A 26,231-nucleotide genomic window follows, 5' to 3' on the forward strand; every position below is an offset into this window, starting at 1 on the left:
CCCGCTTCGGGCCCCGCCCTTGTTGAATGTTCATCGTTGGACGCCGCCCGTTGTAGGAGCGACGTGAGTCGCGACCCACTGACTTGCCGATTGCCCGCGTGTTCGCGACCCACGTCGCTCCTACGGCAATCCCCGCCCCGAGGATCCGTCCTATGTCTTTGACCGACCGTTACGCCGCCGAACTCGAATCCATCCGCGACGCCGGACTGTTCAAGTCCGAGCGCATCATCACCAGCCCCCAGTCGGCCGAGATCACCCTCGACGATGACCGCGCGGTACTGAACTTCTGCGCCAACAACTACCTCGGGCTGGCCGACCATCCGGACATCATCGCGGTCGCCAAGGACGCGCTCGACTCGCATGGGTTCGGCATGGCCTCGGTGCGCTTCATCTGCGGCACCCAGGACCTGCACAAGGAGCTCGAGCAGACCATCGCGGCGTTCTTCGGCAAGCAGGACACCATCCTTTACGCAGCCTGCTTCGACGCCAACGGCGGCCTGTTCGAGCCGTTGCTCGGGCCGGAGGACGCGGTGATCTCCGACGCGCTCAACCACGCCTCGATCATCGACGGCGTGCGGCTGTGCAAGGCGCAGCGCTTCCGCTACGCCAACTGCGACATGGCCGATCTCGAGAAGCAGCTGCAGGCGGCGGACGCCGCCGGCGCGCGGACCAAGCTGATCACCACCGACGGCGTTTTCTCGATGGACGGCTTCATCGCTCCGCTCGACGAGATCTGCGCGCTCGCGGACAAATACGGTGCACTGGTGCACATCGACGAATGCCACGCGACCGGGTTCATCGGCCGGACCGGCCGTGGCTCGGCCGAGGTGAAGGGCGTGCTGGACCGGATCGACATCATTACCGGCACCCTCGGCAAGGCCATGGGCGGTGCACTTGGCGGCTTCACCACGGCCTCGCGCGAAGTGGTCGAACTGCTGCGCCAGCGCTCCCGGCCATACCTGTTCTCCAACTCGCTGCCGCCGCACGTGGTCGCCGCCGGCACCAAGGCGTTCCAGATGCTCGACGCCGCTGGCGAACTGCGGGAGCGGCTGGCCGCGAACACCGCCTACTTCCGCGAGCGGATGACGGCGGCCGGCTTCGACATCCGGCCGGGCGTGCACCCCATCGCCCCGGTGATGCTCTACGACGCACCGCTGGCGCAGAAGTTCGCCGAGCGGCTGCTCGAGGAAGGCATCTACGCGATCGGGTTCTTCTTCCCGGTCGTGCCGCAGGGCCAGGCCCGGATCCGGACGCAGATGTCGGCGGCGCATACCCGCGAACACCTGGACCGCGCGATCGACGCGTTCACCCGGATCGGGCGCGAGCTGGGCGTGCTCAAGGCCTGAGTCGGCGCGCTCGCGGCAAAAAAAGACCCGGCCGAAGCCGGGTCTTTTCATGTCGACGTGGCGGCGCCCGAAGGCGCTGCGACGTTTACTTGTCGGCGAGGTCGGTGTCCGCCGCCGGTGCGCTGGCAGCTTCCACCGCCGGCTTGCCGGTGGCAACCCGCACGCCACGCGCCTTCATCCAGGCATCGAACTCGTCCGCGCTCATGCGCTTGCCGTTCTGCTCCATGTTGAAGCGGTACGGCGTGTTGTCGTGCTCGGTCTTGGGCTTGTAGGTGGCGGCGTCCACGATCTCAGGCTCGGCCATCTGTTCGGTGGCGAACGCCGGCGACAGGACCAGCGCCGACAACAGCGATGCAGCAATAACGATCTTCCCCATGACTCAGTCTCCCCGTTGAACGGGGTGAAGTGTATGTGACGGAAACGGCCAGCGGGTGACGCAAAAGGTGCCCCCGCCCACATTCCCGCGCCCCGACGCACGTCGGCTCGCAAACCCGCGCCGATGGTCACACGCCGATTGCGACGCCGGACCTCGCGGTTCAGGCCGACGGCGGGGCCAGCGCGCGGACCTCTTCCGGGCTCAGGTCCCGCCAGGCGCCCTTGGCCAATGCACCCAGCTCCACCGTGCCCACTGCCACCCGGACCAGCCGCAGCACGTTGATGCCGAAGGCGGCCAGCAGCCGCCGGATCTGGCGGTTGCGCCCTTCGTCCAGCACCACCTCAAGCCAGGCGTTGCGGTTGCCCGCCCGCAACAGACGCACCGCGCTTGCCGACAGGTGCTGTCCGTCCACGGCCGTCCCGGCGACCAGTGCCTGCAGCAGCACCCGGTCCGGAATGGTGTCGACCTGCACGTGGTACGTCTTGTCCGGGCCCGTTGCCGGATCGGTGATGGCCGACGCCCAGCCCGGGTCGTTGCAGAGCAGCAGAAGGCCTTCGCTGGCCTTGTCGAGCCGGCCGACCGGCGCCAGCCACGGCAGCGCAGCCCCTTCCAGGCAGCGGTACACGGTGTCGCGACCCTGCTCGTCGGCAGCGGTGGTGACCAGGCCGCGCGGCTTGTTGAGCATCAGGTAGCGGCGCGGCGACGGCCCTGGCGCAGGGGCGACACCGGCGATCTCGATGCGCGCCCGGCCGTCGTCGACAACCGGATGTTCGGGATCGCGGACCACGCGGCCATCCACCGACACGCGCCCGGCGACGATCCAGCGCGCCGCTTCGGACCGCGAGCACAGACCACGCTTGGACAGCACCCGGGCGAGCCCGTGGCGGCGCACCGGAGGGGCATCGCCGCCTGCCGGCGCCTGCCTGCGCTCGCTGCGAGCCGCAGGGCCGGAACCGCGAAGCCCGGCGCGGGGCCGGGCTTCGGGACTGCTGTCAGGAACGGGTCGACGCATGCACTCAGTTCTGGATGTTGAGCTCCGTCCTGCGGTTCTTGGCACGACCCTCCGGGTCGTCCGAACCGTCCGGGCGCTGGTTGGGCACGATCGGCCGCGATTCGCCGAAGCCCACCGGGCCGATCAGTCGCGCCTTGTCGATGCCGCTGGACACCAGGAAATCGTACACCGCCTTCGCGCGGCGCTCCGACAGTGCCTGGTTGTAGGACGCATCGCCGCGCGAGTCGGTGTGGCCGGCCACCTGGACCTTCAGGGCCGGGTGACGCTGCAGGATCTCGAGCGCCTCGGCCAGCACCGCCTTGGCCTCCGCGCCCAGGGTCGCCTTGTCATAGGCGAACGTCACGCCCTTGAGGTCGATCGACACCGGCACCGGGCAGCCGTCGGGACCGATGGTCTGGCCGGCCTCGGAGGCCGGACACTTGTCCAGGCAGTTGATGACGCCGTCGCCATCACTGTCGCCCTTGTCGCCCTCGGGGGTCGGGCAGTTCTGCACCAGCGGCACGGCCGGTTTGCCGGTCGCCACGCGCACGCCGCGCTGGCGCATCCAGGCATCGAACTCATCGGCCGACATGCTGCGGCCGTCCTGCTGCATGTTGAAGCGCCAGGGAGTGTTGTCGTGCGCGGTCTGCGGGACGTAGGTGTTGGGGTCGACGCCGGTCGTCGGGGTCGGCTGGCCGGTGGCGACGGTGGTCTGGACTGGCGGAATGGTGGTCGGCTGCCCGGTTGCCACGGTCGTCGCGCTGGCGGGCTGGCCGGTCGCTACCGTCGTCGGGGCTGGCGGCTGGCCTGTGGCCACCGTCGTCGGCACGGTCGGCTGGCCCGCGGTGACAGTCGTGTGTGTGGTGGGCTGACCGGTCGCCACGGTCGTCGGGGTGGTTGGGGTGGTCGGCTGGCCTGTTGCCACGGTCGTCGGCACCGTCGGCTGTCCGGCAGTGCCCGTCGCGGGTGTCGGGGCCGCGGGAAGCTGCGGATCCATCGTCGGCTCGCCAGCTCCGGCACTGGCGGTCGACGAGGCGGAGGCCGTCACGGTCGGCGTGGCATCCGCCGCGGCAACCTCGCCCTTCTGCGCTCCGGTGGAGGTGCAGGCGGAAACCAGCAGGATGCCCGTCGCAATCGTCAGTCTTCCCAGCACGTGAAGCCCCGCAATGAATGAAATCGCCCCGGAGTATATGAAGGCCGGGTGGAGGCCGGATGACGACCGCGTGCGGGATTCCGACCAAAAACGAAGCCCGGCGCAAGGCCGGGCTTCGGGTGACACCGGGCCACGTCAGTGGCCCGCGGGCTCATGCGCTCAGTTCTGCGCGTTGAGCTCGGTACGGCGGTTGGTCTCGTTCTTGCACTCCGGCAGGGTCTGCGGAGTCGAAACCAGCGGACGGCTCTCGCCGTAGCCGTTCGGACCGGCCAGGCGCGACGCGTCAACGCCGTTGCTGGTCAGGTAGTCGTACACCGCGGTGGCGCGACGCTCCGACAGCGACTGGTTGTAGGCGTCCGAACCGCACAGGTCGGTGTGGCCGGCAACCTCGACGCGCAGGTCCGGGTAACGCTGCAGGATCTGCACCGCCTCGCTCAGGATCGCAACCGCGTCCGGACGCAGGGTCGACTTGTCGAAGTCGAAGTTCACGCCCTTCAGGTCGATCGAGACCGGCACCGGGCAACCGTCAGGACCGATGGTCTGGCCGGCCTGCGAACCCGGGCACTTGTCGTCGCAGTTGTTGACGCCGTCACCGTCGTCGTCGAGGTCAGCGCAATTCGGGGCGGCCACCGGCGGAGGCGGCGGTGCGACGACGGCCTTGGCACCCAGCGGCACCACGAGGCCGACCGAGGCCAGCACGTCGCCGAACCAGTTCTCGCTCGGGTTGGCGACCGACTGGTCGTCCAGGTCCGCGCGGTAGGCCAGTTCGGTGCGCAGCAGCATGTTGTCGGCCACCGCGCCCTGCACGCCGAAACCGATCTTGGCGGCCAGGTTGCCGTCCTCGCGCTCACCCGGCGAGTTGGTGCTCGGGAACGCGTCGTACTCCTCCTCCGAGCGCTGGAAGCCCAGGCCCATCACGGCGTACGGGTTCCAGCTGCGGCCTTCGGCCAGGAAGTGGCGGCGCAGGTCGATCGACAGACCGTACTGGCTCCAGTTCATGTCCTGGTTGGCGTCGAAATTCGGGTTCTGGTAGTTGAGCTCGCCGTCCACCGACCAGTTCGGGTTGACGAACTTGCCGATGCCCAGGGCCAGGAACGGGGCGTTGTTGGTGCCGCGATTATTGTCCTGCAGGTTCATGCCGGCCGAACCGGTGACGTACCAGCGATCGTCGAACTCCTGGGCGTTGACAGCCGGGGCAAGCGCCAGGCCCGCCAGCAGCGCGGTGCTCAACAGACGAATCTTCATGGGGAACTCCTTCGGGGGGAAATGGGAACGGCAGTCCAAGGGAGTGCCGGAGCGTCGTGTCAGACCGCGCGAATCATACACATTCAGGATGATGTACAGGACCCTGCCCTGCCCGGCAAAAACGAAGCCCGGCACAAGGCCGGGCTTCGGGTGACACCGGGCCACGTCAGTGGCCCGCGGGCTCGTGCGCTCAGTTCTGCGCGTTGAGCTCGGTACGGCGGTTGGTCTCGTTCTTGCACTCCGGCAGGGTCTGCGGAGTCGAAACCAGCGGACGGCTCTCGCCGTAGCCGTTCGGACCGGCCAGGCGCGACGCGTCAACGCCGTTGCTGGTCAGGTAGTCGTACACCGCGGTGGCGCGACGCTCCGACAGCGACTGGTTGTAGGCGTCCGAACCGCACAGGTCGGTGTGGCCGGCAACCTCGACGCGCAGGTCCGGGTAACGCTGCAGGATCTGCACCGCCTCGCTCAGGATCGCAACCGCGTCCGGACGCAGGGTCGACTTGTCGAAGTCGAAGTTCACGCCCTTCAGGTCGATCGAGACCGGCACCGGGCAACCGTCAGGACCGATGGTCTGGCCGGCCTGCGAACCCGGGCACTTGTCGTCGCAGTTGTTGACGCCGTCACCGTCGTCGTCCAGGTCCGCGCAGCTCGGGGCGACCGGGGCCGGGGCGACCGGGGCCATCGGCTCCGGACCCAGCGGCACGACCACGCCGACCGAGGCCAGCACGTCGCCGAACCAGTCGGCGCCGTCGTCGCGCGGCACGTCGTCGCTCAGGAACGCGCCGACGCTGTCGTCGTCCGCGTCGATGCGGTAGGCCAGCTCGGTACGGATCGCGACGCGACCGACGTCACCCTGCACGCCGAAGCCGAGCTTGCCGGCAACGGTGCCGTCCTCACGCTCGCTCGGGGCGCCGTTGCGCTCGAACCGCGCCGGCAGAAGCGGGTTGCTCGGGTCGAACTCTTCTTCCGCGCGCTGGTAGCCCAGGCCCATCACCACGTACGGGTTCCAGGCACGACCCTCGGCGATGAAGTGGCGACGGACGTCGAACGAGATGCCGTACTGGCTCCAGTTCAGGTCCTGGTTACGGTCGGCCTGCGGGTTCTGGTAGTTCAGCTCACCGTCGACGGACCAGTAGGGGTTGATGAACTTGCCGACGCCGATCGCACCGAACGGCGCGTTGCGGGTGCCGCGATCGTTGTCCTGGATATTCATGCCGGCGGTACCGGTGACATACCAGCGATCGTCGAATTCCTGCGCGCTGGCCGTGCCGACCATCGACAGACCACCCAGCAGGGCGGCGCAGAGGAGTTTCTTATTCATTTGTATCTCCTTGTTCAAGTTCAATTGGAAACCGCGTCTGCGAGATCCTTACCGTTGGGGGGACGGTCGCCTGGAGGACGCCATCGGTGCGGAGGTTAGGTTTGGGTCCGTGAAGATCATGTTAACTCCGGCCTAACATTCCGGGGAGTTCCCCGAGGGAGGGATTTCCCTCAGGGATCATTCAGGCCGGAACAGCCCCATAAACTCCGTCACCGCCAGCGACTCCAATGCCTGCGGGTCGTTCGCAAGCGCCATCAAACGATCGGCGCGGGCGGCAGGCAGGCGGCCGCGAATGGCCCGCTCGAATTTTTGCATGAGCACCGGTATCCCCTCCGCGCGCCGCTTGCGGTGACCGATCGGATAATCGATCGAGACTTCGCCGGTATCGGTGCCGTCGCGGAAGAACACCTGCACCGAATTGCCGATATAGCGTTTGTCCGGATCGAAGTAGTCGCGGGTGAAACGCGGATTCTCGCTGACCACCATCTTCGCCCGCAGGGCATCGATACGCGGGTCGGCGGCGATGGCGTCGGTGTAGTCAGCGGCCTCGAGGCGGCCAAGCAGCAGCGGCACGGCGACCATGTACTGCAGACAGTGGTCGCGGTCGGCGTAGTTGGACAGCGGACCGGTCTTGTCGATGATGCGCATGCCCGCCTCCTGGGTGCGGATCTCGATGCGCTCGATGTCGTCGATGCGTTCTTTGACCTGCGGATGCAGGCGCATCGCGCACTCGACCGCCGTCTGGGCGTGGAACTCGGCCGGGAAGCTGATCTTGAACAGAATGTTCTCCATCACGTAGCTGCCGAACGGGCGTTCGAACTCGAACGGCTGGCCATTGAAGGCGACGTCGTAGAAGCCCCAGGTCGGCGCGGAGAGCGCGCTGGGGTAGCCGACCACGCCGTCGACCGCATTCAGCGCGTGGGTGACGGCGCGACGACAGGCGTCGCCGGCGGCCCAGCTCTTGCGCGGGCCGGTGTTGGGGGCGTGCCGGTACGTCCGCAGCGTGCCGTTGTCGATCCAGCTGTGCGAGACCGCGGTCCAGATCGCCTCCACGTCGCCGCCGAGCATCCGCGTGGCGACGGCGGTCGAGGCGAGCCTGACCAGGATCACGTGGTCCAGTCCGGCCCGGTTGAAGGAATTCCTGAGCGCGTAGCAGCCCTGGATCTCGTGCGCCTTGATGGCGTAGCCGAGCACGTCGCGCACGGTCATCGGGGTGCCGCCGTCAGCCTCGGCGCGCCGGCCCAGGTAGTCGGCCACGGCCAGGATGGCACCGAGGTTGTCGGAGGGATGGCCCCACTCCGCCGCCAGCCAGGTGTCGTTGAAGTCGAGCCAGCGGACCTGCACGCCGATGTTGTAGGCGGCCTGCACCGGGTCGAGCTCGTGGTGGGTGAATGGAACCCGCGCGCCGCCCTTCATGTCCGCACCGGGCACCAGCGGGCCGAGGTGGCGCACGCAGGCCTCGTGGTCCATCGCCAAGGCGGCGCAGGCCAGCGAGTCCAGCAACATATAGCGGGCGGTATCAAAGGCCTCGCGGGAGTCGACGGTGTAACCGGCGACATAGCGGGCGACGTCGAGCATCGGCCCGTCCGGCTCGGGACGGGCGGCGGAACGGCGGTCGTGCGGGCTCATGGCGCTTCCTCCAGGTGAGAGGCATCGCCCATTGTGCCGCCTGCAGGCGCCCCCCGTGATCAGCCCTGCACGGTGTCTGCCGGGACGCGCACCGCACCGTCCATCAGCACCCGTGCGCTGCGGCTCATCACCGCGCGGGTGACCGTCCAGCGCCCGTCGACTTCGACCGCTCCCGCGCCGACGCGCAGGGTGCCGGAAGGATGACCGAACCGCACAGCGTCGCGCGGGCCACCGCCGGCCGCGGCATGCACCAGCGTGCCCTGGATGGACGCGGCGGTACCGATCGCGACCGCGGCGGTCCCCATCATCGCGTGGTGCAGTTTGCCCATCGACAACGCGCGAACCAGCAGGTCGACGTCGCCGGCACCGATGGCCTTGCCGCTGGAGGAGACGTGGTCGGCCGGCGGCGCGACGAATGCGACCTTCGGCGTGTGCTGGCGGGTGGCGGCCTGTTCGACGGAATCAATCAGGCCCATGCGGACAGCGCCGTGCGCGCGGATCGCCTCGAAGTTCGCCAGGGCCTGCGGGTCGCCATTGATGGCGTCCTGCAGCTCGGTGCCGGTGTAGCCCAGGTCGGCCGCGTTGAGGAAGATCGTCGGGATACCCGCGTTGATCATGGTTGCCTTGAAGGTGCCCACGCCGGGCACCTCGAGGTCGTCGACCAGCTGGCCGGTGGGGAAGATGCCGTTGGATGGTCCCGCGCCCTCGCCTTCGTCGGCGGGGTCGAGGAATTCCAGCTCGATCTCCGCCGCCGGGAAGGTCACGCCGTCGAGCTCGAAGTCACCGGTTTCCTGCACCTGGCCGCCGGTCATCGGCACGTGGGCGACGATGGTCTTGCCGATGTTGGCCTGCCAGATCCGCACGGTGGCGATGCCGTCGCGCGGCACACGCCCGGGGTCGACCAGCCCGGCGCTGATGGCGAACGGCCCGACCGCCGCGCTGAGGTTGCCGCAATTGCCACTCCAGTCGACGAACGGCTGGTCGATCGAAACCTGGCCGTACAGGTAGTCGACGTCGTGGTCGGGCACGGTGGCCGTCGACACGATCACGCACTTGCTGGTGCTCGATGTCGCCCCGCCCATGCCGTCGGTGTGCTTGCCATACGGATCGGGCGAACCGATCACCCGCATCAGCAGCGCGTCGCGCACCGCACCCGGCACCTGCGCGGCGGCAGGTAGGTCCTGCAGGCGGAAGAACACGCCCTTGCTGGTGCCGCCGCGCATGTAGGTGGCGGGGATCCTGAGTTGCGGGGCGTGGGTCTGCGGCATTGGAATTCCTGGCGATCGGTTCTGCTGATAGAGGGGTCGAGGAGCGGTGGCGGGTTATGCCACCTTGGCCGCTTCGAAGAAGTCGTTGGCGAAGCGCTGAAGCACGCCGCCCGCTTCGTAGATCGACACTTCCTCGGCGGTGTCGAGGCGGCAGGTCACCGGCACATCAAGCCGCTCGCCGTCGCGGCGGTGGACCACCAGCGTCAGCGTCGCGCGCGGCGCCGGGGTGCCCGTGACGTCGAAGGTTTCGGTGCCGTCGATCCCGAGCGTGTTGCGGTCGGTGCCCGGCAGGAACTCCAGCGGCAGCACGCCCATGCCGATCAGGTTGGTGCGGTGGATGCGCTCGAAGCCCTCGGCCGCGATCGCCTCCACGCCGGCCAGCCGCACGCCCTTGGCGGCCCAGTCGCGCGAGCTGCCCTGGCCGTAGTCGGCGCCGGCGATGATGATCAGCGGCTGGCGACGCTCCATGTAGGCCTCGATCGCCTCCCACATGCGGGTGACCGTGCCCTCCGGCTCGATCCGCGCGAGCGAGCCCTGCTTCACGTTGCCGGCCTCGTCGCGCACCATCTCGTTGAGCAGCTTCGGGTTGGCGAAGGTGGCGCGCTGCGCGGTCAGGTGGTCGCCACGGTGGGTCGCGTAGGAATTGAAGTCCTCCTCGGGCAGGCCCATCTTTGCCAGGTACTCGCCGGCCGCGCTCGTCGCCAGGATCGCGTTCGAAGGCGACAGGTGGTCGGTGGTGATGTTGTCGCCGAGCACCGCCAGCGGACGCATCCCGCGCAGCGTGCGCTCGCCCGCCAGACCGCCCTCCCAATAGGGTGGGCTGCGGATGTAGGTGCTCTGCGGGCGCCAGTCGTACAGCGGGCTGACCTTCTCGCCATGCTCGACGCTGACCCGGAACATCGGCTCGTAGACCTGCCGGAACTGCTCGGGCTTGACGCTGGTCGCCACGATCGCGTCGATCTCCTCGTCGGTCGGCCAGATGTCCTTGAGCGTGACCGGGTTGCCCTGCGCATCGTTGCCGAGCACGTCCTTCTCGATGTCGAAGCGCACGGTGCCGGCGATCGCGTAGGCGACCACCAGCGGCGGCGAAGCGAGGAACGCCTGCTTGGCGTACGGATGGATGCGGCCGTCGAAGTTGCGGTTGCCCGACAGCACGGCGGTCGTATAGAGGTCGCGTTCGACCACTTCCTTCTGGATGACCGGGTCCAGCGCGCCGCTCATGCCGTTGCAGGTGGTGCAGGCGAAGCCGACGATGCCGAAGCCCAGCTGCTCCAGCTCCGGCAGCAGGCCCGAGTCCTCGAGGTACAGCTGCACCGCCTTCGAGCCGGGCGCGAGCGAGGTCTTGACCCACGGCTTGCGCGTGAGCCCGCGGGCATTGGCATTGCGCGCGATCAGGCCGGCGGCGATGACGTTGCGCGGGTTGCTGGTGTTGGTGCAGCTGGTGATCGCCGCGATGATCACCGCGCCATCGGGGATCAGGCCCTGCGCTTCCTCGGCGCGCGCGGCGTCGAGGTTGCCGGCGATGCCGCGCTCCGCCAGTGCCGAAGTCGGCAGTCGGCGGTGCGGGTTGGACGGGCCGGCCATGTTGCGCACCACGCCCGACAGGTCAAACGTCAGCGTGCGCTCGTACTGCGCGGTGGCCAGTGCGTCGGCCCACAGGCCGGTGTGCTTTGCATACGTCTCGACCAGCTTGACCTGCGCGTCGTCGCGCCCGGTCAGGCGCAGGTAGTCGATGGTGTTGTCGTCGATGAAGAACATCGCCGCGGTCGCGCCATACTCCGGCGCCATGTTGGAGATGGTGGCGCGGTCGCCGAGGGTGAGCGCCGATGCGCCCTCGCCGCGGAACTCCAGGTAGGCACCGACCACCTTCGACTGCCGCAGGAACTCGGTCAGCGCCAGCACGATGTCGGTGGCGGTGATGCCGGGTTGCGGCCTGCCGGTCAGCTCGACGCCGACGATCTCCGGCAGTCGCATCCACGATGCGCGGCCCAGCATCACGCTCTCCGCCTCCAGCCCGCCGACACCGACCGCGATCACGCCCAGCGCATCCACGTGCGGGGTGTGGCTGTCGGTGCCGACCAGCGTGTCCGGGAACGCCACGCCGTCGCGCGCATGCACCACCGGCGACATCCGCTCCAGGTTGATCTGATGCATGATCCCGTTGCCCGGCGGGATCACGTCGACGTTGCGGAACGCCTTCTTCGTCCAGTTGATGAAGTGGAAGCGGTCGAAGTTGCGACGGTCCTCGATCGCACGGTTCTTGGCGAACGCATCCTTGTCGAACCCGGGTGCTTCCACCGCCAGCGAGTGGTCGACGATCAGCTGCGTCGGCACCACCGGGTTGACCTGCGACGGGTCGCCGCCGCGCCGGGCAATGGCGTCGCGCAATCCGGCCAGGTCGACCAGCGCGGTCTGGCCGAGGATGTCGTGGCAGACCACCCGGGCCGGGAACCACGGGAAGTCCAGGTCACGCCGACGCTCGATCAGCTGGGTCAGGTAAGCGGTCAGCATCGACGGATCCGCGCGCCGTACCAGGTTCTCCGCATGCACGCGCGAGGTGTACGGCAGCGTGTCGTAGGCGCCGGGCTTGATCGCCTCGACGGCGGCGCGGGTGTCGAAATGGTCCAGCGCAGTGCCTGGCAGCGGCTTGCGGTATGCGGTGTTCATGCGGTCGGGGATCTCTTGCGTGATGCGGTGACGCGGCGGTGCACTCGACGCCCCGCACGAGGGGACCGCCGAGCGGCTGGAAGGGTCGGTGCCGCGGAAACGAAGTGCCGCAATTATCGCACCCGCCCGACGTGGGGGCATCCGCGGGCGCGCAGGCCCGCCGGCATTGGCCGTGGGCGGGCGTATATGCTGGGAACGCCTTCGCCCAGGTGAGGAGTTGCCGTGAACCGTCCGGTCTTTTCGCGCATCGCATTGTTGGCCCTGCTCGCCCTGTTGCTGGGGGCCGCGCCGGCGGTGGCCTCCGCCCAGGCCGGACCCGCCGTCCAGATCCGGGAATGGCAGGTTCCCTGGCCCGATACCCGGCCGCGCGACCCCGCGGTCGCCCCCGATGGACGCATCTGGTTCGTCGGCCAGCTGGGCAACTACCTGGCAGTGTTCGATCCGCAAGCCGAGGCCTTCGACCGCCACGACCTGCCCGCCGGGACCAAGCCACACACCGTGGTGGTGGACCGCGATGGCTTCCCGTGGATTGCCGGCAACGGCAACGGCACGATCCTGAAATTCGACCCCGGCAGCGGCGAATTCACTACTTACCCGGTGCCGGAGACTCCCGGCGTCGACACCCGCGACCCGCACACCTTCGCTTTCGATGGCCGCGGCGGCATCTGGTTCACCATGCAGCGGGGCAACGCGATCGGCCGGATCGACATGGACAGCGGCGCCATCCGCGTCATCCCGGTGCCGACCAGGGGCGCCCTGCCCTACGGCATCCTGGCGGACGACGACGGCCGCGCCTGGGCCGTGCTGCTGGGCAGCAACCGCCTGGCGACGGTCACGCCGGAAACCTATGACCTGAAGGAGATCGAGCTGCCGCGCGCACAGGCGCGGTTGCGCCGGGTCGGCCTGACCGACGACGGCCGGGTCTGGTACGGCGACTTCACCCAGGGCTACATCGGCGCCTACGACCCGGCCGACGGCGTGTTCGAGGAGTGGAAGACGCCTTCCGACCGTTCCGGCCCGTACGCGATGACGACCGACGACCGGGACCGGGTGTGGTTCGTGGAAACCGGCCCGCAGCCGAACCTGCTGCAGGGGTTCGACCCGGCCAGCGGCAAGTTCCTGCCCGCGACCGCGATCCCCAGTGGCGGCCGCTCGGTGCGCCACATGGTGTTCGACCCGAATACCCGGAGCCTATGGTTCGGTACCGATACGAATCGGTTGGCACGCGCGCGCGTGCCGGACTGATCGGACGGGTACCGCCGCGGCGCGGCACCCGGCACCCGCCTCGCGGCTTGTGCGGGCCTGCTGATCGCGGCATCGTGGCCACTTCCATACGCACGCGTATTCCCGAATGACGGTCACCGCCCCCGACGCGTCCCCGCGTCACCCGCTGTACCCGCACCTGTTCGCACCGCTCGACCTGGGCTTCTGCACCCTGCCCAACCGGGTGCTGATGGGGTCGATGCACACCGGACTGGAAGACCACGCGCGCGACTTCCCGCGGCTGGCGGCGTACTTCGGCGAGCGCGCGGCGGGCGGCGTCGGATTGATGGTCACCGGCGGCTTCTCGCCCAACATCACGGGCTGGCTCAAGCCGTTCGGCGGCAGCCTGGCGTGGCGCTGGCAGGTCGGCCGCCACCGCCAGGTCACCGATGCCGTGCACGCGCACGGCAGCCGGATCTGCCTGCAGATCCTCCACGCGGGGCGCTACGGCTACCACCCGCTGCAGGTCGCCCCAAGCCGATTGAAGTCACCGATCCATCCCTTCACGCCGCGGGCGCTGGGCGCGCGCGGGATCGAACGCCAGATCCGCGCGTTCGCCAATACCGCCCGGCTGGCGCGGGACGCCGGCTATGACGGGGTCGAGGTGATGGGCTCGGAGGGCTACCTGCTCAACCAGTTCACCGCACCGCGCACCAACCGCCGCGAGGACGCGTTCGGTGGCGATGCGACGCGGCGGATGCGGTTCGCGGTGGAGATCGTGCGCCGCATCCGCGAAGCCTGCGGGCCGGATTTCATTCTCATCTACCGGTTGTCGATGATCGACCTGGTCGAGGGTGGACTGGCATGGGACGAAGTGGTTCAGCAGGCGCGCGCGGTCGAGGCCGCCGGTGCGACCATCATCAACACCGGCATCGGCTGGCACGAGGCCCGGGTGCCGACGATCGCGACCTCGGTGCCGCGCGGTGCGTTCGCCGGTGTCACCGCGCGGCTGAAGCCGGAAGTGTCGGTACCGCTGGTGGCGACCAACCGCATCAACATGCCCGACGTCGCCGAAGGCATCCTCGCCTCCGGCGCCGCCGACATAGTCTCGATGGCCCGTCCGCTGCTGGCCGACCCGGCGTGGGTGGCCAAGGCGCGCGAGGCGCGGGCGGTCGAGATCAACACCTGCATCGCCTGCAACCAGGCCTGCCTGGACCATGTCTTCGAGAACCGCACGGCCAGTTGCCTGGTCAACCCGCGCGCCTGCCACGAGACCGAGCTGGCCTACCTGCCCAGCTCGTCGCCACGGCGCGTCGCGGTGGTCGGTGCCGGCCCGGCGGGGCTGGCCAGTGCGACCGTCGCCGCCGAGCGTGGGCACCGGGTCACCCTGTTCGAGGCCGCCGACGCCATCGGCGGGCAGTTCAACCTCGCCCGCCGGATCCCCGGCAAGGAGGAGTTCAACGAAACCGTGCGCTATTTCGATGACCGCCTCCGCCGCACCGGGGTCGAACTGCGCCTGGGCACGCGGGCCGACGCCGCCGCGCTGGCGGGTTTCGATCACGTGGTGCTGGCCACCGGCGTCACCCCACGCGCGGTGACCTTCCCCGGCGCAGGCCATCGCAAGGTGGTCGGTTACCGCGACGTACTGACCGGAGCAGTCGTGGTCGGGCAACGGGTGGCGATCATCGGCGCCGGCGGCATCGGGTTCGACGTCGCCGAGTTCCTGGTCGAATCGGGCCCCTCGCAGGCACTTGATGTGGCCCGCTGGCACGCCGAATGGGGCGTGGATACGGGTTACACCGACGCCCGCGGCGGGCTGGTGCCCGCCCGGGCCGAGGCGCCCGCGCGGGAGGTCTGGCTGTTGCAGCGAAGCGAGGGCAAACCCGGCGCCCGGCTGGGCAAGACCACCGGCTGGATCCACCGCGCCACCCTCCGCAAGCGCGGTGTGCAGACCTGGGCGGGCGTGGAATACCTCAAAGTGGACGACGCGGGCCTGCACATCCGGCGCGACGGCGTGGAGCAGGTCCTGCCGGTGGACCACGTGGTGGTGTGCGCCGGGCAGGAGCCGTTCCGCCCGCTGCAGGCCGAGCTGGTGGGCGCCGGAATCCCCACGACGGTCATCGGTGGCGCCGACATGGCGGCCGAACTCGACGCAAAGCGGGCCATCCGCCAGGGCAGCGAGGTCGGCGCGGCCCTCTAGGTGGACGAAACCTGAATACGCTTAACGGCGCGACGGCCCCGGACAGCTCCCGTAACTACCTGAACAGGCAGGTTTTCGTGCCCCACATCACGAAACGGACGGAATTTCGTCGCCGCTTGTCAAGCGCGTCTGTTCACACCCCGTTTATCTAGCCGCCGCTACCTTGCGCCAACTTTTCCAGCCGCCCACCGCGGCCACCCACCACCGAGCCGCCTTCTGCGGTCCCCGGTGACGGGGCAAAGCGCGCCAGAGAGCCGCCGCCCTCCCCAGTACGCCATGCCGTTCGCCCACGTGGTTCCCCGCCCTCGCCCGAGGTGCGGCCCCCCGAGTGCGGCCGGCGCAACGGAGCAAGGAGTACGACATGAAACTCGCGTGGATCCTGTGGCTGGCCTCGGTGCTGCCACCGCAAACCGCCGATTCGCTGTGTTTGAGCACCACGCTGTACCTGGAAGCCCGCAACCAGTCCGTGCAGGGCCAGCAGGCGGTCGCCGAGGTCGCCCTGCGCCGCCGCGACAGCGGCCTGTGGGGAGACAGCGTCTGTGAGGTCGTGACGGCCCGCAAGCAGTTCGCCCCGACCCTGGTCTCGCCCAACACCCGGCTGAGCAACACCGAGGCGTGGGCCGCGTCGGTGACGGTCGCACTGGAGGCCCAGCGCAACTGGCAGCTGCCGCCGGGCGAGCGCCAGGAGATCGTACCGGGCGCAAGCCACTTCGCCGCGCTGGCGATCGCCAGCCCAAGCTGGCGCAACGCCTACCAGGTCGCGAAGATCGGTGACCACACCTTCCTGAAGGTGCAGAACCTCGCCCCGCGCGGGTCCTGACCGTGCCGTAACGCAGCGTTGCGACAACGTGCGCGAGTATCCCCGACGGGTCGGCGACAATGCCGGCCCGTCGTCGTTTGACGACACGCAATCGCTACGGAGGCACGCATGAAGCTGTATACCAAGCCAGGCGCCTGCTCGACCGCCGACCACATCGCACTGCAATGGACCGGTGGAACGTTCGAGGTGGAAGTCTTGGACGCGGAGACGATGAAATCGCCGGAGTACCGCGCGATCAATCCCACCGGCGCCGTCCCGGCCGTGGTGGATGGCGACTTCGTGCTGACCCAGAATGCCGCGATCATGGGCTACATCGCCGACAGCTTCCCCGACGCCGGCCTCGCGGGCGATGGCAGCGCGCGGCAGCGTGCGCAGGCGGTGCGGTGGCTGTCGTTCGTCAACTCCGACGTGCATCCGGCCTTTACCCCACTGTTCGCGCCCGGCAAGTTCCATCCCGACCAGGCCGAGCACGCCAGCGTGCAGGACGCGGCGCGCACCCGCCTGCGCGGCCTGTACGAGGCCGCCGACCGCCAGCTGGCGGGCCGCGACTGGCTGGCCGGGTTCCGCAGCGTCGCCGATCCCTACTTCTACGTGACCTTGCGCTGGGCGAGCCGGCTGGGCATCGACCTCTCGGGGCTCGACAACGTCAATGCGTTCAAGTCACGAATGGATGCCGACCCGGGCGTGCGTGCCGCGCTGGAGGCCGAAGGGCTGGCGTAATCCTCCTTCCCCCCCGTCCACAAAAAAGGCCGCGCAATTGCGCGGCCTTTTCGTTGCTGCGGTACCGCTCAGCGGTTTTCGATCGGCACGTACTCGCGGTCTTCCGGCCCGGTGTAATTGGCGCTCGGGCGGATGATCTTGCCGTCCTCGCGCTGCTCGATCACGTGCGCGCTCCAGCCGGTGGTGCGGGCGATCACGAACAGCGGTGTGAACAGCGGGGTCGGGATGCCCATCATGTGGTACGCGCTGGCGCTGTACCAGTCGAGGTTCGGGAACATCTTCTTGGTGTCCATCATCAGGTTCTCGATGCGCTCGCTGACATCGAACAGCACCTGGTTGCCGCCGTCGCTGCAGAGCTTGCGGCTGATCTCTTTGATGATCGGGTTGCGCGGGTCGCCGACCGTGTACACCGGATGGCCGAAGCCGATCACGATTTCCTTGCGCTCCATCCGCACACGGATGTCGGCCTCGGCCTCGTCGGCGGTCGCGTAGCGGCTGATGATGTCCATCGCCACCTCATTCGCACCACCGTGCTTGGGCCCACGCAGCGCGCCGATGGCGCCGGTCAGGCACGAATGCAGGTCCGAGCCGGTGCCGGCGATCACGCGCGCGGTAAACGTCGATGCGTTGAACTCGTGCTCGGCGTACAGCACCAGCGACTTGTCGAGCGAATCGGCGTGCAGGACGCTCGGCGGCTCGCCATGCAGCAGGTGCAGGAAGTGCGCGGCCACGCTGTCGTCGTCGGTCTCGACATCGATGCGGCGACCGTTGCGGGTGAAGTGCCACCAGTACAACAGCATCGAGCCGAAGGACGCGATCAGTCGGTCGGCGATGTCGCGCGCCTCGCTGGCCGGGTGGCCGTCGCGCTCGGGCAGCACGGTGCCGAGCACCGAGCAGCCGGTCCGTAGCACGTCCATGGGGTGGGCGTTGGCGGGCACCAGTTCCAGCGCCTCGGTGACGATCGCCGGAAGGCCGCGCAGGCGACGCAGCTTGGTCCGGTAGGCGTCCAGCTGGGCTCGGGTCGGCAGCGCGCCGTGCACGAGCAGGTGCGCCACCTCCTCGAACGTGGACCGGGTGGCCAGGTCCTTGATGTCGTAGCCGCGGTAGTGCAGGTCGTTGCCGCTGCGGCCGACGGTGCACAGCGCGGTGTTGCCGGCCGCGGTGCCCGACAGGGCGACCGACTTCTTGGGCTTGGGCAGGGTGTTGTTGTCACTCATGGCTTATTCCTTGTCCTGCTGCTGCGCGAACAGCGCGTCGAGTTTGTCTTCGTACGTGTGGTAGCCGAGGAAGTCGTACAGCTCGGCGCGCGTCTGCAGCGTGTCGATGATGTTCTTCTGGGTGCCCTCGCGGCGCACCGTCTCGTAGAAGTGCAACGCGGCCTTGTTCATCGCCCGGTACGCGCCGCAGCAGTACAGCGCAATGTCGACGTTGGCCTCGCGCAGCTCGTCGGTGGTGAAGAAAGGCGTCGAACCGAACTCGGTCAGGTTGGCCAGGATCGGCACCTTCACCGCCGCCTTGAACTTGCGGTAGTCGTCGAGCGACCTCATCGCCTCCGGGAAGATCATGTCGGCGCCCGCCTCGACGTAGGCCACCGCACGCTCGATGGCCGCGTCGATCCCCTCGACCGCGGCGGCGTCGGTCCGCGCCATGATCACGAAGCCGTCGTCGGTGCGCGCATCAACCGCGGCCTTGACCCGGTCGACCATCTCGCCCCTGCTCACCACTTCCTTGCCGGGGCGGTGGCCGCAGCGCTTCTGGCCGACCTGGTCCTCCATGTGCACCGCGGCAACGCCGATGCGCTCGAAGTTGCGGATGGTGCGGCCGATGTTGAATGCCCCGCCCCAGCCGGTATCGATGTCGACCAGCAGCGGCATGCCGGTGGCGTCGACGATGCGGCGCGCGTCGGTCAGGACGTCCTCCATCGTGCTGATGCCCAGGTCGGGCATGCCCAGCGAGTTGGCGGCCACGCCGCCACCCGACAGGTACAGCGCCCTGTAGCCGGTGCGCTTTGCCATCAGGCCGGCATAGGCGGTGATCGCGCCCATGACCTGCAGCGGTGATTCGGACTCCACCGCTTCGCGGAAGCGGGCGCCGTTGGAAACGTATGACATCGCAGTCTCTCGGTAGACGCCGCGTCAGCCGGCAGTTCCTGGCGGCACGGCGGTCTGGAAAAGCACGAAGGCGACCGGGGCCGCCTTCGCAGGGTTACAGCAGGTGGGCCACGCCCTCGCGCTCTTCCTCGAGCTCGGCCAGGGTCTTGTCCATCGCCTTGCGGCTGAACTCATCGATCTCCAGGCCCTGCACGCGGGTGTACTCGCCGTTCTCGGTGGTCACCGGCACGCCGTAGATGATGCCTTCCGGGATGCCGTAGCTGCCGTCGGACGGCACGCCCATGGTCACCCAGTCGCCGTTGCTGCCCAGCACCCAGTCGCGGATGTGGTCGATCGCGGCGTTGGCCGCCGACGCCGCCGACGACAGGCCGCGCGCCTCGATGATCGCCGCGCCGCGCTTGCCGACCTTGGGGATGAACTCGTTGGCGTTCCAGTCGGCGTCGTTGACCTTGTCCTTCAGCGACGCGCCGTTGACGGTCGCGAAGCGGTAGTCGGGATACATGGTCGGGCTGTGGTTGCCCCACACCACCAGCTTCTTGATGTCGCCCACCGCAACGTCCGCCTTGTTGGCCAGCTGGCTCAGGGCGCGGTTGTGGTCCAGCCGCAGCATCGCGGTGAAGTTCTTCGCCTTCAGTTCCGGGGCGGACTTCATGGCGATGTAGGCATTGGTATTGGCCGGGTTGCCGACCACCAGCACCTTGACGTCGCGGCTGGCGACCTTGTTCAGCGCGGCGCCCTGGGCGGTGAAGATCTTGGCGTTCTCCAGCAGCAGGTCCTTGCGCTCCATGCCCGGGCCGCGCGGACGCGCGCCGACCAGCAGGGCGATGTCGGCGTCCTTGAACGCGACTTCGGCGTCGTCGGTGCCGACCATGCCGGCCAGCAGCGGGAACGCACAGTCCTCCAGCTCCATCATCACGCCCTTGAGCGCGGCCTGAGCCTTCTCCATCGGCAGCTCGAGCATCTGCAGGATCACCGGCTGGTCCTTGCCGAGCATCTCGCCGGAGGCGATACGGAACAGCAGGGAATAGCCGATCTGGCCGGCAGCGCCGGTAACGGCAACGCGGACGGGGGATTTCATGGTCGATCTCCGGGAACGTGTGGCGGTTGGATCGTCGTTCGCGGCGGATCGCCGCGAGCGGCCGTGATGCGAAGGCAGCCCCGGCGGCCAGTGGCCGGACGGGGCGCCGGCTTCAGCTCAGCTCGCTGAAGAATTCCTTGAAGCGTTCGATGCCGGGCGCCAGCTGTGGCGTCGGGCAGGTGTAGCTGATGCGCAGTGCGCGCGGCTCGCCGAATGCCGAGCCCGGCACGCAGGCAACACCCTTGGCCTCCAGCAGCACGCTGCAGAACTCGACGTCGTTGCCGACCACCTTGCCGGTCGGCCCATGGGTCTTGCCGAACGCGCAGCTGATGTCGGGGAACACGTAGAACGCCCCCTGCGGCCGCGGGCAGACCACGCCGGGGATCGAGTCCATCACCGCCATGACCTGGTCGCGCTTGGCCTGAAACTCCGCACACTTGGCGTCGGGCACGTCCTGCGGGCCGGACAGCGCGGCGGTGGCGGCGGCATTGACCACTTCGGGCAGGCTGGTGATGTGGTTGGAGTTCATCGTCACCACGGCCTGGGCCACCACTTCCGGGCCGGCCATGAAGCCGACGCGCCAGCCGGGCATGCCGTAGGTCTTGGACAGCGAGTCGACGAAGATCACGCGGTCCTTCAGCTCCGGGCGGCAATGCACGAAGTTGTGGTACCCCACGCCGTCGAACACCATCCGGTTGTAGATGTCGTCGGTGATGATCCAGGTGTCCGGATACTTGGCGATGACGTCCGCCAGTGCCGCGATCTCGTCCCTGCCGTAGACCATGCCGGTCGGGTTGGACGGGTTGTTGAACAGGAACACCCGCGGCTTCTTTGCCAGCGCGGCGTCGAGCTGGGCCGGGGTGAGCTTGTAGTCCTGCTCCGGCGGGCACGGAAGCAGGTCGACCTTGGCATCGACGATCTCGGCGATGTCGAGGTAGCTGGTCCAGTACGGGGTCGGGAAGGCGATCGTGTCGCCCTCGTCCAGCAGTGCTTCGGCCAGGTTGTAGAGCACGTGCTTGGCGCCCACGCCGGTGGCGAGGTTGGCCCTGGTGTATCCGGTCAGCCCGATCTTTTCGATGTGCTGCAGGAACGCATCGAGCATCGCGTCGGCGCCGCGGTTGCTGCCGTACTGGCCGCTGTCGTGCTCCAGCGCCTCGCGGGCGGCCTGGTAGACGTGCTCGCCCGGCAGGAAGTTCGGAACGCCGATCGAGAAGCTGATGATGTCGCGGCCTTCTGACTTCAGGCGCTTGGCCTTCTCGGCAATCTGCATGATCGCGCTGGGCTTGGCGCGACCGATGCGCCGGGCGAGCTGGGGCATCTTGGTGACCTCGGGTGGGGGTGGTCGGATGGCCGCGATCCGCGGCCGGTCAGCCGCAAAATGGTACCACGTGAAACTAATTCGGCCCGAGGGTGGCCGGGCCGAAAAGTACCCCGTCGGGGCGCGCGACGGCTTTACTTGCCGGCGTCGAGGGTCTTGTTCCAGTCGGCCACGCGATCGGCCTTGGCGGCGATGGCTGCATCGACGTCGCCCTCGAGCTTCACCGACTTGATCTTGTCGCCCTGCTTGATGCTGTCGACCACGTCCATGCCTTCGAGCACCTTGCCGAACACGGTGTGCTTGCCGTTCAACCACGGGCACGGCACGTGGGTGATGAAGAACTGGCTGCCGTTGGTGCCCGGGCCCGCGTTGGCCATCGAGAGCACGCCGCGGTCATGGGACAGGCCGTTGGAGGTCTCGTCCTCGAAACGGTAGCCCGGACCGCCGGTGCCGGTGCCCTGCGGGCAGCCGCCCTGGACCATGAAATCGTTGATCACGCGGTGGAAGTTGAGACCGTCGTAAAAGCCGCGCTGGGCCAGGTTTGCGAAGTTGGCCACGGTCAGCGGGGCCTTCTCGGGCTCCATCTGGATGCGGATCGGACCGCGGTCGGTGTCGAAAGTGGCGATCAGGCTCATGGGGGATGCTCCGGTGGAAGATGAATGCGTCGACCGCCAAGGATACCTGAGCGACAGGCGATCGCCGTTCGGGCGGACCTTTTCTATATACTGGCCGACTTCCTTTCAAAAAGAGCCGCGCCCCAGGCGCCCTTCCGCATGTCCATCGAACGCCTGCGCAACATCGCCATCGTCGCCCACGTCGACCACGGCAAGACCACCCTCGTCGACCAGCTGCTCAAGCAGTCCGGCACCCTCAACGAGCGCACGGTCCTGTCCGAGCGCGTGATGGACAGCGGCGACATCGAGAAGGAGCGTGGCATCACGATCCTCTCGAAGAACACCGCGATCCGCTGGACCGACCCGAAGACCGGCGAGACCTGGCGCATCAACATCGTCGACACCCCCGGGCACGCCGACTTCGGCGGCGAGGTCGAGCGCGTGCTGTCGATGGTCGACTCGGTCCTGATCCTGGTCGACGCGATGGACGGGCCGATGCCGCAGACCCGCTTCGTCACCCAGAAGGCCTTCGCGATGGGCTTCAAGCCGATCGTGGTGGTCAACAAGGTCGACCGCCCGGGCGCGCGCGCCAGCTGGGTGCTGGACCAGACCTTCGACCTGTTCGACCGCCTGGGCGCCACCGACGACCAGCTCGACTTCACCACCGTCTACGCCTCCGGCCTGCAGGGCTACGCGGGCATGGACGAGAGCGTGCGCGACGGCGACATGACCCCGCTGTTCGAAGCCATCTGCCAGCACGTGCCGGCGCCCGACGTCGACCCCGACGGCCCGTTCCAGATGCGCGTGACCTCGCTGGACTACAACAGCTACGTCGGCATGATCGGCGTCGGCCGCATCCAGCGCGGCAAGGTCAAGACCAACCAGCAGGTCACCGTGATCGACCGCGAGGGCAAGACCCGCAACGGCAAGGTGCTGCAGGTGCTCGGCTTCATGGGTCTTGAGCGGATCGAAGTGCCAGAGGCCAGCGCCGGCGACATCATCGCGTTCTCCGGCATCGACCCGCTGGGCATCTCCGACACCCTGTGCGACCCCTCCGCGGTCGAGCAGCTGCCGGTCCTGACCGTCGACGAGCCGACCATCTCGATGACCTTCCAGGTCAACGATTCGCCGTTTGCCGGGGTCAAGGACCGCAGTGGCGGCAAGTTCCTGACGTCGCGCCAGCTGCGTGACCGCCTGACCCGCGAGACCGCCCACAACGTCGCGCTGAAGGTCGAGGACACGGCCGATGCCGACAAGTTCAAGGTCAGCGGCCGTGGCGAACTGCACCTGTCGATCCTGATCGAGAACATGCGCCGCGAGGGCTACGAGCTGGCGGTGTCGCGTCCGGAAGTGATCATCCGCGAGATCGACGGCAAGCTGCAGGAGCCGTTCGAGCAGCTGGTGGTGGACATGGAGGAGCAGTTCCAGGGCGGCGTGATGGGCCGGCTGGGCGAGCGCAAGGCACTGCTGCAGAACATGGAGCCCGACGGCAAGGGCCGCGTGCGACTGGAGTTCCTCATCCCGGCGCGTGGCCTGATCGGTTTCCAGACCGAGTTCCGCACGCTGACTGCCGGCACCGGCCTGCTGTTCCACGTCTTCGACCACTACGCCCCGAAGATGGAGGGCGAGATCGGCCAGCGCCAGAACGGCGTGCTCATCTCCAACGGCACCGGTCCGTCGCCGGCGTACGCGCAGATCGCGATGCAGGAACGCGGCCGGCTGTTTATCGAGCCGGGCGAGGAGATCTACGAGGGCCAGATCGTCGGCATCAACTCCAAGGACAACGACCTGACCGTCAATGCCCTGCGCGGCAAGCAGCTGACCAACTTCCGTGCCTCCGGCACCGACAAGGACGAAGGGCTGATCCCGCCGATCAAGCTGTCGCTGGAGCAGGCGCTGGAGTTCATCGACGACGACGAGCTGGTCGAGGTCACGCCCAAGCAGATCCGCCTGCGCAAGAAGCACCGCACCGAGAACGACCGCAAGCGGGCCAGCCGCGGCGCCTGACGGACGCAATGCTTGGACCCCGGTCGCTGGGGGCCAGGCATGAAAAAGCCGCCCAACCGGGCGGCTTTTTTGTGGGTCACGTCCGGACTAGCCGCAAGACGCCAGCGTGGCCTGCTTGCGCACGATCAACATCGCCACTTCCAGCGACTGCTCGTAGTTCAACCGCGGGTCGACGGTCGAGCGGTACGCGCGCTCCAGGTCGGTCTCGGTGAGGTCGCGGGCACCACCCATGCATTCGGTGACATCCTCGCCGGTCAGCTCCAGGTGCACGCCACCCAGCCGCGTGCCCGCCGCCGCATGCAGGTCGAAGGCCTGCTCCAGTTCGCTGCCGATGTTGGAGAACCGGCGGGTCTTGTAACCGTTGGCGGTACCCTCGGTGTTGCCGTGCATCGGGTCGCACACCCACAGCACGCGGCGGCCGTCGCGGCGCACCGCCTCCAGCAGCGGCGGCAGGCGCTCGGCGATCGCGGCCGCGCCCATCCGGTGGATGAAGGTCAGGCGCCCCGGTTCGTCGTCGGGGTTGAGCAGGTCGATCGTGCGCAGCAGCTGGTCGGCGCTGACCGACGGGCCGACCTTCAGCGCAATCGGATTGCGGATGCCGCGGAAATACTCGACGTGGGCGCCGTCGATCGCGGCCGTTCGCATGCCGATCCAGGGGAAGTGGGTGCCCAGGTTGAACCAGCCCCAGTGGCGCGGGACCTGTCGCGTCAATGCCGCCTCGTAGGGCAGCAGCAACGCCTCGTGCGAGGTGTAGAAGTCGACCCGGTTGAGGTTGTGCACCTCCGAGCCCGAGAGCGTCTCCATGAACCGCACCGCATCGCCGATCGACTCGACCATCTCCCGGTATTCGTCCGCCAGCGGCGAGTGGCCAACCCAATTGAGGTCCCAGTACTCCGGGTGGTGCAGGTCGGCAAAGCCACCGTCGATGAGGGCGCGGACAAAGTTCATCGTCATCGCCGAGCGCGCGTGCGCCTTGACCATACGACGCGGGTCCGGTCGCCGCGCGTCGGCGTCGAACGCGGGCGCGTTGACCATGTCGCCGCGGTAACTGGGCAGGGTCAGGCCGCCGATCGTCTCGGTGTCGGCGCTGCGCGGCTTGGCGTACTGGCCGGCGAACCGCCCTACCCTGACCACCGGCTTGCGCAGGCCGTGCACGAGCACCAGGCTCATCTGCAGCAGGACCTTGAGCCGGTTGGACACCACCTCGGACGAACACGCGTCGAAGGTCTCGGCGCAGTCCCCGCCCTGCAACAGGAAGCGTTTACCTTCCTGGGCCTCGGCCAGCTGCTGGCGCAGCGCCAGGATCTCCCACGACGTGACCAGCGGCGGCAGCGACTTCAGCTCGCCGAGCACCGCTTCCAGCTCGACCGGATCGGGATAGGTCGGCAGTTGCGCCGCGGGCCGCGCCCGCCAGGAGTCGACGCTCCAGTCAGCGGGGAGGTTCACGGGTTGCAGGTTGCGGTCGCGGGTTGGCATTGGCACTTCGATCAGGATTGCATGTCAGCCCATCATGATCTGCGCCACATGCACGCAGCGCAATGGGCGCGACTGCCAGAGCCCCGGTCAGCGCCGTCGAGCCATCCCGCGTCGGGTGAACGCGGCGAAGGCCGCCCACGCCGCCAGCAGCACGAACCAGACCAGGCTCCACGCTGGCATCGACAGTCCGAGGAAGGCCCAGTCGACGTTGGCGCATTCGCCCGAGCCGGTCATGACCTTGCGGATGACGCCACTGACGGGCATCACGTCGAGCATGTAGTCCAGGCCGGGGCCACAGGCGGGCACCTGGTCCGGCGGCAGGTGCTGCAGCCGCACGTGGTTGCCGGCCACCGCGATTCCGACCAGCGATACCAACAGAGCGAGCACGCCATAGACACGTCGCCCCACCGCCCCAGGCGCGTGCAGGCCACCGACCAGGAACACCACGCCCAGCGCCGCGAACGCCACCCGCTGGAAGATGCACAGCGGACACGGCAGCAGGCCGCCGTAGAACTGCGTGTACAACGCGTAGGCAATCAGGGCGACGCAGGCAGCAAACCCCAGCAGGAACCGGGCGCGGAAGGTGGTTTCGGGCGAGGTCGTCATGAGGCGACAAGATACGGGGCGGACGCTGCGATGCAAAGCATTCCGCGCCGCGCGTGCGGGTGCCGCTTGAACGAAAAAGCCC

General features: G+C 68.4%; 19 protein-coding genes and 2 pseudogenes. 6 read left to right on the forward strand and 15 right to left on the reverse strand.

Annotated features, from left to right (window positions below):
• Positions 1-152: 152 nt before the first annotated feature.
• Positions 153-1,346 carry a glycine C-acetyltransferase gene (gene kbl / locus KOD61_RS10115; protein ID WP_215218562.1) on the forward strand — a complete coding sequence of 398 codons (1,194 nt, stop codon included), beginning with the start codon at positions 153-155 and terminating at the stop codon, positions 1,344-1,346.
• Positions 1,347-1,431: 85 nt separating this feature from the next.
• Here kbl and KOD61_RS10120 read toward each other — a convergent pair.
• From KOD61_RS10120 to acnD, 8 genes and pseudogenes are all read right to left on the reverse strand, one after another.
• Positions 1,432-1,629, reverse strand: a pseudogene (locus tag KOD61_RS10120) (hypothetical protein); the annotation flags it as partial.
• 253 nt (positions 1,630-1,882) lie between these two features.
• Complete coding sequence (locus KOD61_RS10125) at positions 1,883-2,734, reverse strand: pseudouridine synthase (RefSeq protein ID WP_215218563.1); 852 nt, start codon at positions 2,732-2,734, stop codon at positions 1,883-1,885.
• 4 nt (positions 2,735-2,738) lie between these two features.
• Positions 2,739-3,191: pseudogene (locus tag KOD61_RS10130) on the reverse strand (OmpA family protein); the annotation flags it as partial.
• Between the two features lie 834 nt (positions 3,192-4,025).
• Positions 4,026-5,111, reverse strand: coding sequence for an OmpA family protein (locus KOD61_RS10135; protein WP_215218564.1), 1,086 nt, complete (start codon positions 5,109-5,111; stop codon positions 4,026-4,028).
• Positions 5,112-5,301: 190 nt separating this feature from the next.
• On the reverse strand, positions 5,302-6,432 hold the full coding sequence (locus KOD61_RS10140) for an OmpA family protein (RefSeq protein WP_215218565.1): 1,131 nt from the start codon (positions 6,430-6,432) through the stop codon (positions 5,302-5,304).
• Positions 6,433-6,609: 177 nt separating this feature from the next.
• Complete coding sequence (locus KOD61_RS10145; RefSeq protein WP_215218566.1) at positions 6,610-8,061, reverse strand: bifunctional 2-methylcitrate dehydratase/aconitate hydratase; 1,452 nt, start codon at positions 8,059-8,061, stop codon at positions 6,610-6,612.
• A gap of 59 nt (positions 8,062-8,120) precedes the next feature.
• Positions 8,121-9,329, reverse strand: coding sequence for a 2-methylaconitate cis-trans isomerase PrpF (gene prpF / locus KOD61_RS10150; protein WP_215218567.1), 1,209 nt, complete (start codon positions 9,327-9,329; stop codon positions 8,121-8,123).
• Positions 9,330-9,383: 54 nt separating this feature from the next.
• On the reverse strand, positions 9,384-11,996 hold the full coding sequence (gene acnD, locus KOD61_RS10155) for a Fe/S-dependent 2-methylisocitrate dehydratase AcnD (protein ID WP_215218568.1): 2,613 nt from the start codon (positions 11,994-11,996) through the stop codon (positions 9,384-9,386).
• A gap of 222 nt (positions 11,997-12,218) precedes the next feature.
• Here acnD and KOD61_RS10160 point away from each other — a divergent pair, with 222 nt between their 5' ends.
• The 4 genes from KOD61_RS10160 to KOD61_RS10175 all read left to right on the forward strand — a co-directional run bounded on the left by KOD61_RS10160 (position 12,219) and on the right by KOD61_RS10175 (position 16,939).
• Entirely contained in the window at positions 12,219-13,241 is a 1,023-nt protein-coding gene (locus KOD61_RS10160; protein WP_215218569.1) for a Vgb family protein, read from the forward strand.
• 106 nt (positions 13,242-13,347) lie between these two features.
• Positions 13,348-15,399 carry an NADPH-dependent 2,4-dienoyl-CoA reductase gene (locus KOD61_RS10165; protein ID WP_215218570.1) on the forward strand — a complete coding sequence of 684 codons (2,052 nt, stop codon included), beginning with the start codon at positions 13,348-13,350 and terminating at the stop codon, positions 15,397-15,399.
• A 361-nt stretch (positions 15,400-15,760) separates the two neighbouring features.
• Positions 15,761-16,219 (forward strand): cell wall hydrolase, encoded by a 459-nt coding sequence (locus KOD61_RS10170; RefSeq protein WP_215218571.1) that lies wholly within the window; start codon positions 15,761-15,763, stop codon positions 16,217-16,219.
• 108 nt (positions 16,220-16,327) lie between these two features.
• Complete coding sequence (locus tag KOD61_RS10175) at positions 16,328-16,939, forward strand: glutathione binding-like protein (protein ID WP_215218572.1); 612 nt, start codon at positions 16,328-16,330, stop codon at positions 16,937-16,939.
• A gap of 68 nt (positions 16,940-17,007) precedes the next feature.
• On the opposite strand, the gene prpC is transcribed toward KOD61_RS10175, so the two are convergent.
• The 5 genes from prpC to KOD61_RS10200 form a co-directional block, all read right to left on the reverse strand.
• A complete protein-coding gene (gene prpC / locus KOD61_RS10180) occupies positions 17,008-18,156 on the reverse strand; it encodes a bifunctional 2-methylcitrate synthase/citrate synthase (protein WP_215218573.1) in 1,149 nt (382 codons plus the stop codon).
• Between the two features lie 3 nt (positions 18,157-18,159).
• Positions 18,160-19,050: a methylisocitrate lyase gene (gene prpB / locus KOD61_RS10185; RefSeq protein WP_215218574.1), complete on the reverse strand. Its 891-nt coding sequence runs from the start codon at positions 19,048-19,050 to the stop codon at positions 18,160-18,162.
• Between the two features lie 94 nt (positions 19,051-19,144).
• Positions 19,145-20,128, reverse strand: coding sequence for a malate dehydrogenase (locus KOD61_RS10190; RefSeq protein ID WP_215218575.1), 984 nt, complete (start codon positions 20,126-20,128; stop codon positions 19,145-19,147).
• A 112-nt stretch (positions 20,129-20,240) separates the two neighbouring features.
• Complete coding sequence (locus KOD61_RS10195; RefSeq protein ID WP_215218576.1) at positions 20,241-21,446, reverse strand: pyridoxal phosphate-dependent aminotransferase; 1,206 nt, start codon at positions 21,444-21,446, stop codon at positions 20,241-20,243.
• Positions 21,447-21,580: 134 nt separating this feature from the next.
• Positions 21,581-22,081 carry a peptidylprolyl isomerase gene (locus KOD61_RS10200; RefSeq protein ID WP_215218577.1) on the reverse strand — a complete coding sequence of 167 codons (501 nt, stop codon included), beginning with the start codon at positions 22,079-22,081 and terminating at the stop codon, positions 21,581-21,583.
• Positions 22,082-22,219: 138 nt separating this feature from the next.
• Between KOD61_RS10200 and typA the strand changes: the two genes are divergently transcribed.
• A complete protein-coding gene (typA, locus tag KOD61_RS10205; protein ID WP_215218578.1) occupies positions 22,220-24,067 on the forward strand; it encodes a translational GTPase TypA in 1,848 nt (615 codons plus the stop codon).
• Between the two features lie 87 nt (positions 24,068-24,154).
• Here the strand turns inward: typA and KOD61_RS10210 are convergent, their stop codons facing one another.
• Entirely contained in the window at positions 24,155-25,543 is a 1,389-nt protein-coding gene (locus KOD61_RS10210) for a class II 3-deoxy-7-phosphoheptulonate synthase (protein WP_215218579.1), read from the reverse strand.
• Positions 25,544-25,630: 87 nt separating this feature from the next.
• Positions 25,631-26,149: a disulfide bond formation protein B gene (locus tag KOD61_RS10215; RefSeq protein ID WP_215218580.1), complete on the reverse strand. Its 519-nt coding sequence runs from the start codon at positions 26,147-26,149 to the stop codon at positions 25,631-25,633.
• Between the last annotated feature and the right edge of the window lie 82 nt (positions 26,150-26,231).

The sequence above is a fragment of the Lysobacter luteus genome, assembly GCF_907164845.1.
GTDB classification, from domain to species: Bacteria; Pseudomonadota; Gammaproteobacteria; order Xanthomonadales; family Xanthomonadaceae; genus Novilysobacter; species Novilysobacter luteus.

Bases quoted from the DNA above. Each gene is read 5' to 3' on its own strand.
- kbl (WP_215218562.1), top strand. From the start codon at position 153: ATGTCTTTGACCGACCGTTACGCCGCCGAACTCGAATCCATCCGCGAC.
- KOD61_RS10125 (WP_215218563.1), bottom strand. From the start codon at position 2,734: ATGCGTCGACCCGTTCCTGACAGCAGTCCCGAAGCCCGGCCCCGCGCC.
- KOD61_RS10135 (WP_215218564.1), bottom strand. From the start codon at position 5,111: ATGAAGATTCGTCTGTTGAGCACCGCGCTGCTGGCGGGCCTGGCGCTT.
- KOD61_RS10140 (WP_215218565.1), bottom strand. From the start codon at position 6,432: ATGAATAAGAAACTCCTCTGCGCCGCCCTGCTGGGTGGTCTGTCGATG.
- KOD61_RS10145 (WP_215218566.1), bottom strand. From the start codon at position 8,061: ATGAGCCCGCACGACCGCCGTTCCGCCGCCCGTCCCGAGCCGGACGGG.
- prpF (WP_215218567.1), bottom strand. From the start codon at position 9,329: ATGCCGCAGACCCACGCCCCGCAACTCAGGATCCCCGCCACCTACATG.
- acnD (WP_215218568.1), bottom strand. From the start codon at position 11,996: ATGAACACCGCATACCGCAAGCCGCTGCCAGGCACTGCGCTGGACCAT.
- KOD61_RS10165 (WP_215218570.1), top strand. From the start codon at position 13,348: ATGACGGTCACCGCCCCCGACGCGTCCCCGCGTCACCCGCTGTACCCG.
- KOD61_RS10170 (WP_215218571.1), top strand. From the start codon at position 15,761: ATGAAACTCGCGTGGATCCTGTGGCTGGCCTCGGTGCTGCCACCGCAA.
- KOD61_RS10175 (WP_215218572.1), top strand. From the start codon at position 16,328: ATGAAGCTGTATACCAAGCCAGGCGCCTGCTCGACCGCCGACCACATC.
- prpC (WP_215218573.1), bottom strand. From the start codon at position 18,156: ATGAGTGACAACAACACCCTGCCCAAGCCCAAGAAGTCGGTCGCCCTG.
- prpB (WP_215218574.1), bottom strand. From the start codon at position 19,050: ATGTCATACGTTTCCAACGGCGCCCGCTTCCGCGAAGCGGTGGAGTCC.
- KOD61_RS10190 (WP_215218575.1), bottom strand. From the start codon at position 20,128: ATGAAATCCCCCGTCCGCGTTGCCGTTACCGGCGCTGCCGGCCAGATC.
- KOD61_RS10195 (WP_215218576.1), bottom strand. From the start codon at position 21,446: ATGCCCCAGCTCGCCCGGCGCATCGGTCGCGCCAAGCCCAGCGCGATC.
- KOD61_RS10200 (WP_215218577.1), bottom strand. From the start codon at position 22,081: ATGAGCCTGATCGCCACTTTCGACACCGACCGCGGTCCGATCCGCATC.
- typA (WP_215218578.1), top strand. From the start codon at position 22,220: ATGTCCATCGAACGCCTGCGCAACATCGCCATCGTCGCCCACGTCGAC.
- KOD61_RS10210 (WP_215218579.1), bottom strand. From the start codon at position 25,543: ATGCCAACCCGCGACCGCAACCTGCAACCCGTGAACCTCCCCGCTGAC.
- KOD61_RS10215 (WP_215218580.1), bottom strand. From the start codon at position 26,149: ATGACGACCTCGCCCGAAACCACCTTCCGCGCCCGGTTCCTGCTGGGG.